The sequence below is a fragment of the Enterobacter sp. ku-bf2 genome, from assembly GCF_001742765.1.
Lineage (GTDB): Bacteria > Pseudomonadota > Gammaproteobacteria > Enterobacterales > Enterobacteriaceae > Enterobacter > Enterobacter quasiroggenkampii.
This window is the reverse complement of sequence record NZ_MDVW01000001.1, coordinates 1,714,849-1,727,703: the sequence shown is the minus strand read 5'-3', so window position 1 is coordinate 1,727,703 and position 12,855 is coordinate 1,714,849. Positions and strand designations below refer to the sequence as shown.

General features: G+C 54.6%; 11 protein-coding genes. 5 read left to right on the top strand and 6 right to left on the bottom strand.

Translation table 11 applies throughout. The annotated features are described in order from the left end of the window. Positions 1-158 precede the first annotated feature (158 nt). The 3 genes from glnS to chiQ all read left to right on the top strand — a co-directional run bounded on the left by glnS (position 159) and on the right by chiQ (position 4,045). Positions 159-1,826 (top strand): glutamine--tRNA ligase, encoded by a 1,668-nt coding sequence (gene glnS, locus BFG58_RS08225; RefSeq protein ID WP_045909581.1) that lies wholly within the window; start codon positions 159-161, stop codon positions 1,824-1,826. A 447-nt stretch (positions 1,827-2,273) separates the two neighbouring features. Beyond that, complete coding sequence (gene chiP / locus BFG58_RS08220) at positions 2,274-3,671, top strand: chitoporin (RefSeq protein ID WP_023293022.1); 1,398 nt, start codon at positions 2,274-2,276, stop codon at positions 3,669-3,671. A gap of 47 nt (positions 3,672-3,718) precedes the next feature. Further along, positions 3,719-4,045 carry a ChiQ/YbfN family lipoprotein gene (chiQ, locus tag BFG58_RS08215; RefSeq protein ID WP_025912725.1) on the top strand — a complete coding sequence of 109 codons (327 nt, stop codon included), beginning with the start codon at positions 3,719-3,721 and terminating at the stop codon, positions 4,043-4,045. 91 nt (positions 4,046-4,136) lie between these two features. On the opposite strand, the gene fur is transcribed toward chiQ, so the two are convergent. The 4 genes from fur to ybfF all read right to left on the bottom strand — a co-directional run bounded on the left by fur (position 4,137) and on the right by ybfF (position 6,749). Beyond that, on the bottom strand, positions 4,137-4,583 hold the full coding sequence (fur, locus tag BFG58_RS08210; RefSeq protein ID WP_014169146.1) for a ferric iron uptake transcriptional regulator: 447 nt from the start codon (positions 4,581-4,583) through the stop codon (positions 4,137-4,139). A gap of 290 nt (positions 4,584-4,873) precedes the next feature. After that, the gene (fldA, locus tag BFG58_RS08205) at positions 4,874-5,404 is read right to left on the bottom strand and encodes a flavodoxin FldA (RefSeq protein ID WP_008501067.1); all 531 of its coding nucleotides are present in this window, start codon (positions 5,402-5,404) and stop codon (positions 4,874-4,876) included. A gap of 155 nt (positions 5,405-5,559) precedes the next feature. Continuing rightward, entirely contained in the window at positions 5,560-5,847 is a 288-nt protein-coding gene (gene ybfE / locus BFG58_RS08200; protein ID WP_023310772.1) for a LexA regulated protein, read from the bottom strand. Between the two features lie 128 nt (positions 5,848-5,975). Further along, positions 5,976-6,749, bottom strand: coding sequence for an esterase (gene ybfF / locus BFG58_RS08195; RefSeq protein ID WP_069719606.1), 774 nt, complete (start codon positions 6,747-6,749; stop codon positions 5,976-5,978). A gap of 183 nt (positions 6,750-6,932) precedes the next feature. Between ybfF and seqA the strand changes: the two genes are divergently transcribed. After that, positions 6,933-7,481 carry a replication initiation negative regulator SeqA gene (seqA, locus tag BFG58_RS23770; RefSeq protein WP_008501070.1) on the top strand — a complete coding sequence of 183 codons (549 nt, stop codon included), beginning with the start codon at positions 6,933-6,935 and terminating at the stop codon, positions 7,479-7,481. Positions 7,482-7,505: 24 nt separating this feature from the next. Then, on the top strand, positions 7,506-9,146 hold the full coding sequence (pgm, locus tag BFG58_RS08185) for a phosphoglucomutase (alpha-D-glucose-1,6-bisphosphate-dependent) (protein ID WP_069719605.1): 1,641 nt from the start codon (positions 7,506-7,508) through the stop codon (positions 9,144-9,146). Positions 9,147-9,251: 105 nt separating this feature from the next. On the opposite strand, the gene potE is transcribed toward pgm, so the two are convergent. Together potE and speF are read right to left on the bottom strand one after the other, a co-directional pair. Continuing rightward, on the bottom strand, positions 9,252-10,565 hold the full coding sequence (potE, locus tag BFG58_RS08180) for a putrescine-ornithine antiporter (protein WP_008501072.1): 1,314 nt from the start codon (positions 10,563-10,565) through the stop codon (positions 9,252-9,254). Then, on the bottom strand, positions 10,562-12,760 hold the full coding sequence (gene speF / locus BFG58_RS08175; protein WP_069719604.1) for an ornithine decarboxylase SpeF: 2,199 nt from the start codon (positions 12,758-12,760) through the stop codon (positions 10,562-10,564). Before speF ends, potE begins: the two co-directional genes overlap by 4 nt. Between the last annotated feature and the right edge of the window lie 95 nt (positions 12,761-12,855).

Sequence of the window (12,855 nt, the reverse complement as noted above, 5' to 3'; positions counted from 1 at the left end):
TAGAGTCATGCCTTAAGCGGCGGGGGATATCCTCCGCCGCTTTTTTTTGCAGCAAAAGCCCCCATTATTTTCTTCAGAGACGTTTTAAGGGTTGTCACTACGTCCGGCTTATAAGATCATATGCCGTTATACGTTGTTTACGCTTTGAGGAATCCACGATGAGTGAGGCTGAAGCCCGCCCGAGTAACTTTATTCGTCAGATCATCGATGAAGATCTGGCCAGTGGTAAGCACACCACAATTCATACCCGTTTTCCGCCGGAGCCGAATGGCTACCTGCATATCGGGCATGCGAAGTCCATCTGCCTGAACTTTGGCATTGCGCAAGACTACCAGGGACAGTGCAACCTGCGTTTCGATGACACCAACCCAGTAAAAGAAGACATCGAATACGTTGAGTCCATCAAAAATGACGTGCAATGGCTGGGCTTCAACTGGTCTGGCGATATCTGCTACTCCTCTGACTACTTTGATCAGCTGTATGCCTACGCGGTAGAGCTTATCAACAAAGGTCTGGCGTATGTTGACGAACTGTCTGCAGATGAGATCCGTGAGTACCGCGGCACGCTGACCGCGCCGGGCAAAAACAGCCCGTTCCGCGATCGCAGCGTGGAAGAGAACCTGGCGCTGTTTGAAAAAATGCGTGCCGGTGGTTTCGAAGAAGGCAAAGCCTGCCTGCGTGCCAAAATTGACATGGCATCGCCGTTCATCGTGATGCGCGATCCGGTGCTGTATCGTATTAAGTTCGCTGAACACCACCAGACTGGCAACAAGTGGTGCATCTACCCGATGTACGACTTCACTCACTGCATCAGCGATGCGCTGGAAGGCATCACCCACTCGCTGTGTACGCTGGAGTTCCAGGACAACCGTCGTCTGTACGACTGGGTGCTGGATAACATCACCATTCCGGTGCATCCGCGCCAGTACGAGTTCTCTCGTCTGAATCTGGAATACACCGTGATGTCCAAGCGTAAGCTGAACCTGCTGGTGACCGACAAGCACGTTGAAGGCTGGGATGACCCGCGTATGCCGACCATCTCCGGTCTGCGCCGTCGTGGTTACACCGCGGCGTCAATCCGTGAATTCTGCAAGCGTATCGGCGTGACCAAGCAGGACAACACCATTGAGATGGCCTCACTGGAATCCTGCATTCGCGAAGATCTCAACGAAAACGCCCCGCGCGCGATGGCCGTTATCGATCCGGTGAAACTGGTCATCGAGAACTATCCGCAGGGCGAGAGCGAGCTGGTCTCCATGCCTAACCATCCGAACAAACCGGAAATGGGAAGCCGTGACGTGCCGTTCAGCGGCGAGATCTGGATTGACCGCGCTGACTTCCGTGAAGAAGCCAACAAGCAGTACAAGCGTCTGGTGCTGGGTAAAGAAGTACGTCTGCGTAATGCTTACGTCATCAAAGCCGAGCGCGTTGAAAAAGATGCGGAAGGGAATATCACCACCATCTTCTGTTCTTATGACGCTGAGACGCTGAGTAAAGATCCGGCGGATGGCCGCAAGGTGAAAGGCGTTATCCACTGGGTGAGCGCAACCCACGCGCTGCCGGTCGAGATCCGTCTTTACGATCGTCTGTTCAGCGTGCCTAACCCAGGTGCGGCGGAAGACTTCCTGGCGACCATCAACCCGGAATCGCTGGTGATTAAGCAGGGTTATGCGGAGCCGTCCCTGAAAGCGGCTGAAGCGGGCAAAGCGTTCCAGTTCGAACGTGAAGGTTACTTCTGCCTGGACAGCCGTTACAGCACGGCGGAAAAACCGGTATTTAACCGTACCGTAGGCCTGCGTGATACCTGGACGAAGATCGGCGAATAATATTCCTGCTCTGGTCAATGAGAGACAAACGCCGCATTATGCGGCGTTTTTTTATTTAACGATCAGAGTATTAAGCCAGGGACTAAAGAGGCGTTCTAAAAATAACAGGTCAATGAGGTGCTACTTATTTTTTAAAAAAAAAGTTTGTGTCATTGCCAAAATTAAAAAGGTGATAAAAAAGGAACGCAATCTCACGCCTGGCCACTGAAAAACCTGAGAATTACCCGTCATTCCTCGCCTTCCTGTAAATGTTACAAAGCACTACCAATTATGTGCACTTCGTCATAATCCTGACTTTTGCCCGCTGAAAAGCATTGATAATTCGCGTCGCGAAAAATAACCTAAAGACGGTAGTTAATTCGAGGGTATTTAAAACTACCCCTGACCATTTGGTCTTTTTTATTTACGCCGTTTCAGGCGTTTTAATTCGTCAAAGAGGAATAATCTATGCGTACGTTCAGTGGCAAACGTAGTGCGCTGGCGCTGGCTATTGCCGGTGTGACAGCAATGTCGGGCCTGGTGATTGCGCCAGAGGCAAAAGCAGCGGGTTTCATCGAAGATTCTACCCTCACGGGCGGTATTTATTACTGGCAGCGTGAGCGTGACCGTAAAGACGTCACTGAAGATAAATACAAAACCAACCTCTCGCACTCCACCTGGAACGCCAACCTGGACTTCCAGTCAGGCTACGCCGCGGATATGTTCGGTCTGGATATTGCCGCGTTCACCGCGATCGAAATGGCGGAAAACGGCGACAGCGGCCACCCGAACGAAATCGCCTTCTCCTCCAGCAACAAAGCCTATGATGAAGACTGGTCCGGGGATAAGAGCGGAATCAGCCTTTACAAAGCCGCAGCGAAATTCAAATACGGCCCGGTCTGGGCGCGTGGGGGGTATATTCAGCCAACTGGCCAGACGCTGTTAGCCCCACACTGGAGCTTTATGCCGGGTACCTATCAGGGGGCGGAAGCAGGAGCTAACTTTGACTACGGCGATGCGGGTGCGCTGAGCTTCTCCTATATGTGGACCAACGAGTACAAAGCACCGTGGCACATTGAGATGGACAAGTTCTACCAGAACGATAAGAAAACCAAGGTCGATTATCTCCACTCGCTGGGTGCGAAATACGACTTCAAAAACGATCTGGTTCTCGAAGCGGCATTTGGCCAGGCGCAAGGGTATATCGATCAATACTTTGCCAAGGCCAGCTATAAGTTCGATATCGCGGGTAGCCCGTTGAGTACCAGCTACCAGTTCTACGGTACGCGCGACAAAGTCAGTAACGGTGGTGTCAACGACATCTACGACGGCACCGCGTGGCTGCAGGCGCTCACCTTTGGCTACAAGGTCGGTCAGGTTGATTTGCGTCTGGAAGGTACATGGGTGAAGGCGGAAGGGCAGCAGGGCTACTTCCTGCAGCGTATGACCCCGACCTACGCCTCCTCCAACGGTCGTCTTGATATCTGGTGGGATAACCGCTCCGACTTCAACGCCGACGGTGAGAAAGCGGTCTTCTTCGGCGCAATGTACGATCTGAAAAACTGGAACCTGCCTGGCTGGGCGGTGGGCGCGTCTTACGCTTACGCCTGGGATGCAAAACCTGCCGACATGGCAACACCGGATGCTTACTACGATCCAAACTATCGCCTGAAAGAGTCTTCCTACAGCCTGGATGCAATCTATACCCTGCAGGATGGCCGCGCGAAAGGCACGATGTTCAAACTGCACTTCACCCAGTACGACAACCACTCCGATATCCCGAGCTACGCGGGCGGTTACGGCAACATCTTCCAGGATGAACGTGACGTGAAATTCATGGTTATCGCACCGTTCACCATCTTCTGATGAATCGTCCGGCGGGCCAGCTCCCGCCGGACCGGAGACTGCATATGATGAAAAAAATCGTAATCGTCGCGCTGTTGGCATCGGGGCTGGTGGCGTGTGCCCAGACTCAGGCGCCGAAAGAGGACTCCCGTCTCAAGGAGGCCTACAGCGCCTGTATTAATACTGCGGAAGGCTCGCCGGAGAAAATTGAAGCCTGCCAGAGCGTGCTGAATGTGCTGAAGAAAGAAAAAGCGCACGAGCAGTTTGCGACGCAGGAAAATGTCCGGGTGATGGATTACCAGGCCTGTATCCAGGCGCGTAAAACCGGTAACGATCAGGAAGTGGCGAAGCGTTGCGACAAGATCTGGAACGAGATACGCAATAACAATAAATAAGTTGCTTTACGCCCGGTGGCGCTGCGCCACCGGGCTTTTTTCTGGCAAAAAAAAGCCAACCTTGCGGCTGGCTCAGAGTATGAATACTCGCTTATTTTGCGTCGTGCGCGTGGTCATCTTCACGGCAGTCGCCTTCAGCGCAGTGACCGTAAAGGTACAGGCTGTGGTTGGTGAGGCGGATACCGTGACGCGCGGCGATTTCACGCTGGCGCGCTTCGATGGAATCATCGCTAAATTCAATGACCTTGCCACAGTCGAGGCAGATCAGGTGATCGTGGTGCTGCTGCTGGGTCAGTTCGAATACAGATTTACCGCCTTCGAAATTATGACGGGTGACAATGCCCGCGTCATCAAACTGGTTCAGCACACGATAGACGGTAGCCAGCCCAATCTCTTCACCCATGTCGATAAGACGTTTATAAAGGTCTTCCGCACTGACATGGTGATTGTCTGGACCCTGAAGCACTTCGAGGATTTTTAACCGAGGAAGCGTAACTTTCAGGCCAGCCTTCTTTAATGCGGTATTGTTGTCAGTCATGCGGAATCTGTCCTGTTGCTAAACGATTCACTTCTGTAGGAAGTGACAGAAAATGCACCTGGGATAATGCGTCTCATTATAGAACTGCCATGGCTAAATGAAAACTGCAAGTCTCAGGCAAAATATGCTTATAAAAATGGGGTATCACCAACAAACTTGCTCGATGGAAAACCACATTTATCAGGGAGACATTGTACAGGTCTGGGCGAAAAAGTTAAAAGATTGTAGCAATTAATTTAATCGGTTTGACCTGGTGCACGGGCGCAACCGCCGTTGCGCCGCGAGAAAAATCAGGCGTTAAGAATATCGTCCAGGTGCAGTTCTTCACGGATCTGCTTAACCCATTTCTCAACGCGCTCTGCGGTCAGTTCTGGCTGACGGTCTTCGTCGATGGCCAGGCCAACGAAGTGATCGTCATCGGCCAGGCCTTTAGATGCTTCGAAGTGGTAACCAGCGGTCGGCCAGTGGCCGACGATCACTGCGCCATTCGGCTCAATGATGTCGCGGATGGTACCCAGCGCGTCACAGAAGTACTCGGCGTAGTCTTCCTGATCGCCGCAGCCAAACAGGGCGACCAGCTTACCGTTGAAGTCCACTTCTTCCAGCGTCGGGAAGAAATCATCCCAGTCACACTGGGCTTCACCGTAGTACCAGGTCGGAATACCCAGCAGCAGAATGTCATAGCCTTCGAGATCTTCTTTGCTGCTCTTGGCGATGTCATGCACATCAGCAACGTCTTTACCGAGCTGTTTTTGAATGTTTTTCGCGATATTTTCGGTATTGCCGGTATCACTGCCAAAGAAAATGCCGATGATTGCCATGAGTAAAATAACCTCTTGAAACTTAATAGTATGGTGGCGCAATTCGGCCACGGATAAGGGCAATAATAGCAGAACTGGCAACCCTGCGGAAACAGCTATCGCGCAGGACTGCACTCTGTGCTACATGAAAAGGGTAATTAAGGGAATTTTCAGACTTATGCCTGGCCGCGCAATGTCTCAAGCTGGGCGATCAGCATCTCTTCAATGAGCTCGCTGCGGCTGATATTTCGCGCCTCGGCCAGCTCGTTAAGTGCATCGACCGCGTCAGCGTTGAGCTTCAGTTCGACACGCTTAAGCCCACGATTTTTATCGCGTTTAAGCTGATTGCGTTTATTGATACGCAGCTGTTCATCGCGCGAAAGCGGATTCGTCTTCGGTCGTCCCGGGCGACGCTCATTCGCGAACAGATCTAGTGTCGTACGGTCCGTTTGTTCTTTGGCCATGATTCTGAGACTTCGGGGGAAACACGCCGCCCTGCTAATGCCCGGGCGATAAGCGCGCCATCATACATCACCAAAAACGGCGCGCCAACGACTGGAAGCCCGCAGCCTTCCAGTCGCTCTCTTTTTAATCAATTTGCAGTATCAGCAAGATAGCGGCGAATGGCGCGCAGCACGGCGTCGGGTTTTTCCGCATGCACCCAGTGCCCGGCTCCGGCAATGACGTGGGCGCGAGCCTGCGGGAATTGCGCCAGTATGGCGTCGCGGTACGCGTCGGTAACGTAAGGGGAATTACCGCCGCGAATAAAGAGGGTAGGGTGCTGCCAGGCAGGCACGGTTTGCCAGCCCACAATATTGTTGTACTGGTTCCAGAGCACCGGCACGTTAAAACGCCACTGGCCGTCAACAAACGACTTCAGCAGGAACTGCACGACGCCTTCTTCATCAAGATGCTCACGCATGACGGTAGCGGCCTGCTGGCGGGTCGCGATACCCGCTTTAGTGACCGCATTGATGGCGGCAAAAATCTCGTCGTGACGGCGCACGTCGTAATCCACGGGCGCAACATCAATCACCACCAGGCCGTTAATACGCTCCGGGGCCAGCGCCGTCAGGGCCATCACCGCTTTGCCGCCCATTGAATGCCCGATGAGGGTGACCTTTTGCAGATCGTTGGCATCCAGCGTATCCAGCAGATCCTGCGCCATCGCGGCGTAGGTCATCTCGTCGGAACGGCCGGAAAGACCGTGATTGCGCATATCAACCTGTAAGATATCGTGATCGGTAACCAGATCGCGCGCCAGCACGCCCAGGTTATCCAGGCTGCCAAAAAGCCCGTGAACCAGTACGATGGGAGAATTATTGTTCGGCGATTGTGCAGTTTGCGCTCGGGTATTCAATTTCATGGCAAAGTTCTTTTTTTACGTATGTCAGGTTAGGGTATCATGTTGACCATTCTGCCGCCCGGCTGCAAGGTTCCAGTTTAATCTGACTTTTGCCGCCAACCTGGTTTGACGCTATCCGCTGTTGGGATTTGACCTTATAATCCCAATGACTTGTATTCAGATAAGATATCGCACTGGATTAAGATGAAAACAATCGAAGTTGATGACGAACTCTATCAGTATATTGCCAGCCAGACGCGGCATATCGGGGAGAGCGCGTCCGACATTTTACGGCGCATGCTTAAAATTTCCGCCGCTTCACAGCCTGCTACCCCAGTCACCAAAGATGTCGTGTCTCAGCCAAGCGTTGTTGCACAAGCAAAACCTGCCGTGACGCCGGCAAAAGATAAAGTGCGCGCGATGCGCGAGCTGCTGCTCTCCGATGAATACGCGGAGCAGAAAAAGGCGGTTAACCGCTTTATGTTGGTGCTGTCTACACTTTATTCACTGGATAACAAAGCGTTTGCTGAAGCGACCGAGTCGCTGCACGGTCGTACTCGCGTCTACTTCGCGGGCGACGAGCAGACGCTGCTGCAAAATGGCAATCAAACCAAACCCAAACATGTTCCTGGCACCCCGTACTGGGTGATCACCAATACCAATACGGGCCGCAAGTGCAGCATGATTGAACACATCATGCAGTCCATGCAGTTCCCGGCGGAATTGATTGAAAAGGTTTGCGGTACAATTTAACCCTTGCATCAGAAGGACCCGGTAATGGCAAATCACAGCCGTGCAGGCCAACCTGCACAACAAAGCGATTTGATTAACGTCGCTCAGCTGACCGCGCAGTATTACGTGCTGAAGCCGGTCGTGGGCAACGCAGAACACGCAGTGAAGTTTGGTACATCTGGTCACCGCGGCAGCGCGGCGCGCCACAGCTTTAACGAACCGCACATTCTGGCCATTGCTCAGGCCATTGCGGAAGAGCGCGCTAAAAACGGCGTTACCGGTCCGTGCTACGTGGGGAAAGATACCCATGCCCTGTCTGAACCGGCCTTTATTTCCGTGCTGGAAGTTCTGACAGCGAACGGCGTTGATGTGATTGTTCAGGAGAACAACGGCTTCACCCCAACGCCTGCGGTGTCTAACGCCATCCTGGTACACAACAAAAAAGGTGGCGCGCTAGCTGACGGTATCGTTATCACGCCATCCCACAACCCGCCGGAAGACGGTGGTATTAAATACAACCCGCCTAACGGTGGCCCGGCAGACACCAACGTCACCAAAGTGGTTGAAGATCGTGCGAACGCCTTGCTGGCCGACGGTCTGAAAGGCGTGAAGCGCATCTCTCTGGATGCGGCCATGACGTCCGGCCACGTAAAAGAGCAGGATCTGGTTCAGCCGTTCGTGGAAGGTCTGGCGGATATCGTCGATATGGCGGCCATCCAGAAAGCCGGCCTGAAGCTGGGGGTGGATCCGCTGGGCGGCTCCGGTATTGAATACTGGAAACGTATTGCCGAGCACTACAAGCTGGATCTGACCATCGTGAACGATCACGTCGATCAGACCTTCCGTTTTATGCACCTGGACAAAGACGGCGCGATCCGCATGGATTGCTCCTCCGAGTGCGCAATGGCGGGCCTGCTGGCGCTGCGTGATAAATTCGATCTGGCGTTTGCTAACGACCCGGATTACGACCGCCACGGTATCGTCACCCCTGCCGGGCTGATGAACCCGAACCACTATCTGGCAGTCGCGATTAACTACCTGTTCCAGCACCGTCCGCAGTGGGGCAAAGAGGTGGCTGTCGGTAAGACGCTGGTTTCCTCCGCGATGATCGACCGCGTGGTCGAGGCGCTGGGCCGCAAGCTGGTGGAAGTGCCGGTGGGCTTCAAATGGTTCGTTGACGGTCTGCACGACGGCAGCTTTGGTTTCGGTGGTGAAGAGAGCGCGGGGGCCTCTTTCCTGCGTTTCGACGGCACGCCATGGTCAACCGATAAAGACGGCATCATCATGTGCCTGCTGGCGGCGGAGATCACCGCGGTCACCGGTAAGAACCCGCAGGAACATTACAATGATCTGGCGGCACGCTTTGGTGCACCAAGCTATAACCGTATTCAGGCCAGCGCGACGTCAGCTCAGAAAGCGGCCCTGTCCAAACTCTCTCCGGAGATGGTCAGCGCAAGCACCCTGGCAGGTGACCCGATCACCGCGCGTCTGACGGCGGCACCGGGCAACGGTGCCTCCATTGGTGGGCTGAAAGTGATGACCGAAAACGGCTGGTTTGCCGCGCGTCCATCCGGTACGGAAGATGCGTATAAAATCTATTGCGAAAGCTTCCTCGGCGCTGAGCATCGTCAGCAGATTGAGAAAGAAGCGGTAGAGATTGTCAGCGAAGTGCTGAAAAACGCGTAAGTGGTGTTCGGGTGCGGGCTGATGCCCTCACCCCCGGCCCTCTCCCACAGGGAGAGGGAGAAAACACTAAAAACGGCAACCCCTGGGTTGCCGTTTTGCTTTTACCTAACTGTGCTTATTCTTCAATTCAAACCGCGGTGACACCAGACCGTACAGCGTCCAGCCCATAAAGGTCACCATCGCGCCATACAGCATCGCTTCCTGGCCGGAGGAATAGAGTGCATAGAAGCTGTAGATTGCCCCAATCAGCGCCACGATATTGGCCGCTCGCGCCTTGCGTGGATCAACCTTCGCGACTTTCTGAATAATCACCAGCGCCGCCATCGACAGGATATACGGAATGATATTCGTCACGACCGCCAGGTTGACCAGCACGTTGAACTGGCTGTTCAGCGACGGGCTAATGGTCATCAGCGACAATCCGCTCTGGAAAATAACAATCGCCAGCATGCCCTGCACCGGCGCATCCGCTTTGGTGACGCGGGAGAAGATTTTTGGGAAGTAACCTTCATCAGCCGAGGATTTAAACACCTGTGCGATGGTGAACTGCCAGCCAAGGAGTGAACCGCAGCACGACATGACCATCAGACCCATGATCACTTTCCCGACTTCTGGCGTGAACATCTGCGCGAAGGCCAGCCCGAACGGCGCCGTGGAGTTGGCCAGATCCATGTTCGGAACGATGCCCGCAATGACGTTCGTCGAGACGATATAGATCACCGCCGCGCCCAGCGTACCGCCGAGGACCGCAATCGGGACGTTCTTTTCCGGATTATCAACGACTTCTGCGTTCGCGCAGGCGGATTCCAGACCGAGGAAGGCCCAGAGCGTCATGGCGATAGAAGAGCCGACTGCGCTGAAGAACGGCACATGGTGCGGGTTCCAGGAGTTGGCGTACAGGGTCGGGCTGAACCAGAACCAGCCGATGATGCACAGGCCGACAACCGGAATAATCACGCCCCAGACGGTGATGCTGCTGAGCTGTCCGGTGATACGCGCGCCGCCAAAGTTAGCCACGGTGCAGATCCACAGCACGCCGATGGTGGCTAAACCAATCTGTACCGGGCTGAGCGTCGCACCAAACAGCTCCGTACCGTAGCCCACGGCGGAGATGGCAATCGCCACGTTGGCGATCAGCAGTGATACCCCATAGGTATAGTTGGCCATAAAGTTGCCCGACTTGCCAAAGGCATACTCGGCGTAGCCTCCCATGCCGCCTGACTTGCGGCTGAACATCCCGCACTTGGCAAATGCCCACGCCAGCGCCATTGAGCCTACGGCGGTCACCAGCCAGGAGATAATCGAAATAGTTCCTACTTCGGCAAGCTTGGTGGGCAACATGATGATGCCGGAGCCCATCATGTTCACCATGGTGAGGATGGTCAGCTGCACCACGCCCATCTTATTGGACTTACTCATAATTTCTCTCCTTTCAGCAGCGCGGGCTGAGCGGCGGGTTGTTTGATGACGTTACAGCGAACCTGTTTACGGCCCTCACACTCCTCGACGTACACCCCCTGCAGCTCCGGCGCAAAGCCCGGCAGCAGGTTGATGCCTTCTTCCAGCGCGGTGAAGTAGCGCAGCACGGAGCCGCCCCAGATCTCCCCAGGGACAACGCACAGCACCCCCGGCGGATAAGGCAGGGCGCCTTCCGCGGCGATGCGGCCTTCCGCGTCGCGAAGGGAGACCAGTTCCACTTCTCCGCGCAGATAGGCATAGTTCGCGTCCTGCGGGTTCATCATCACGCGTGGGAAATGGGACTTGCGGAACATCTCTTTCTGCAGCTGTTTCACGTTGTGACGGGCGTACAGGTCATGCATTTCCTGGCAGATCTGGCGCAGGGTGTAACCCGCGTAACGTTCCGGATGTTGTTTGTAGAGAGAAGGCAGGACGTCTTTCAGCGGAGCATCGCTCTCGAGCAGTTTTTCGAAACGCACCAGCTGCGCCACCAACTGCTGCAGTTTGCCCATATCTTCCGCAGGCGTGAGCAGGAACAGGATCGAGTTGAGATCGCATTTCTCCGGCACGATGCCGTTTTCTCGCAGGAAGTTGGCGAGAATGGTGGCGGGCACGCCGAAATCGTCATACTCGCCGGTGCGGGCGTTAATGCCCGGCGTGGTTAGCAGCAGCTTGCACGGGTCGATAAAATACTGATGCTCAGCGTAACCTTCAAAAGCGTGCCAGTTTTCACCCGGCACGAAGTGGAAGAAGCGCAGATTGGTCGCAATCTCCGCCGTGTCCCAGCTTTCCCACGGACGGCCCTCCACCGTCTCCGGCACGAAGGGGCGCAGATACCGGCAGTTCTCCAGGATTAGCTTACGCGCTTCAATACCGTTCACCACGCAGTCCATCCACATGTTGCGGCCGCTCTGGCCTTCATGCATACGGGCGTTGATGTCCAGCGCGGCAAACAGCGGATAAAACGGGCTGGTGGAGGCGTGCATCATAAAGGCATTATTCAGCCGCTTATGCGGGACATAGCGCTGCTGGCCTTTGATGTGGCTGTCTTTCTTGTGAATTTGCGAGGTCTGCGAGAAGCCAGCCTGCTGTTTATGCACGGACTGGGTAACCAAAATCCCCGGATCGTTTTCGTTCAGCTCCAGCAGCAGCGGCGAGCAGTCGGCCATCATCGGGATAAACTGCTCGTAACCCACCCAGGCGGAGTCAAACAGGATGTAATCACACAGATGCCCAATCTTATCCACCACCTGACGGGCGTTGTAGATGGTGCCATCGTAGGTGCCCAGCTGGATCACCGCCAGACGGAACGGACGCGCATCGCGCGCACGGCCAGGCGCCACCTCTGCCACCAGCTCGCGTAGATAGCTTTCTTCAAAACAGTGGGCGTCAATGCCGCCGATAAAGCCGTACGGGTTGCGCGCCGTTTCCAGATAGACCGGCGTTGCGCCTGCCTGGAGGAGGGCACCGTGATGGTTGGATTTGTGGTTATTACGGTCGAACAGTACCAGGTCGCCGGGGGTGAGCAGGGCGTTAAGCACCACTTTGTTAGATGACGAGGTGCCGTTCAGCACGAAATAGGTCTTATCGGCATTAAAGACCTTCGCCGCATGTTGCTGCGCAATGCACGGCGCGCCCTCGTGAATCAGCAGATCGCCCATTGCGACGTCGGCGTTACACAGATCGGCGCGGAAAAGCGTCTCGCCAAAGAAATCAACGAACTGGTTACCGGCTGGATGGCGGCGGAAGAACTGGCCGCCCTGATGGCCCGGGCAGTCAAACGCGCTGTTGCCCTGCTTCACGTAGTCGACCAGGGCGCGAAAAAATGGCGGGCGCAGCTGGGTTTCATACCGCAGGGCAGCCGCTTCCAGCTGGCGTCCATAAAAGTCGTTGCTGGTGTCTGAATACTCAAATACGCCATGAATGCGCGATAAATAGTCTGCCGGAATGATCTCTTCTTTATGCGTCGCAACAAAAACAGGAATGCCAAATCCGGTGGCTTCTATTTCCTCCAGTATCCCGTCGGTAATATCACTGACCGCCAGCACAATAGCGGCAACGTCGATATAATCAGAGGTTCTGACATCCACCAGTTCACGCTGGGTGGTAAAGCAATCCGGGCATGCACGGCTGGCTGCGATTTTTAAACTTTTCATCTTTCTCTCTTTATTTTAGGTAATAAGCGTCCCTCGATTTCTTGCAAGAAAGAAATCGATAATTTTCCGGAAAAAAAGCAAAGGGTGGCCGCTGA

What these genes read in the sequence shown, in the direction of transcription:
- fldA (WP_008501067.1), bottom strand. Translation starts at nt 5,404, where the DNA reads ATGGCAATCATCGGCATTTTCTTTGGCAGTGATACCGGCAATACCGAA.
- pgm (WP_069719605.1), top strand. Translation starts at nt 7,506, where the DNA reads ATGGCAAATCACAGCCGTGCAGGCCAACCTGCACAACAAAGCGATTTG.
- seqA (WP_008501070.1), top strand. Translation starts at nt 6,933, where the DNA reads ATGAAAACAATCGAAGTTGATGACGAACTCTATCAGTATATTGCCAGC.
- speF (WP_069719604.1), bottom strand. Translation starts at nt 12,760, where the DNA reads ATGAAAAGTTTAAAAATCGCAGCCAGCCGTGCATGCCCGGATTGCTTT.
- ybfE (WP_023310772.1), bottom strand. Translation starts at nt 5,847, where the DNA reads ATGGCCAAAGAACAAACGGACCGTACGACACTAGATCTGTTCGCGAAT.
- chiQ (WP_025912725.1), top strand. Translation starts at nt 3,719, where the DNA reads ATGAAAAAAATCGTAATCGTCGCGCTGTTGGCATCGGGGCTGGTGGCG.
- fur (WP_014169146.1), bottom strand. Translation starts at nt 4,583, where the DNA reads ATGACTGACAACAATACCGCATTAAAGAAGGCTGGCCTGAAAGTTACG.
- potE (WP_008501072.1), bottom strand. Translation starts at nt 10,565, where the DNA reads ATGAGTAAGTCCAATAAGATGGGCGTGGTGCAGCTGACCATCCTCACC.
- glnS (WP_045909581.1), top strand. Translation starts at nt 159, where the DNA reads ATGAGTGAGGCTGAAGCCCGCCCGAGTAACTTTATTCGTCAGATCATC.
- ybfF (WP_069719606.1), bottom strand. Translation starts at nt 6,749, where the DNA reads ATGAAATTGAATACCCGAGCGCAAACTGCACAATCGCCGAACAATAAT.
- chiP (WP_023293022.1), top strand. Translation starts at nt 2,274, where the DNA reads ATGCGTACGTTCAGTGGCAAACGTAGTGCGCTGGCGCTGGCTATTGCC.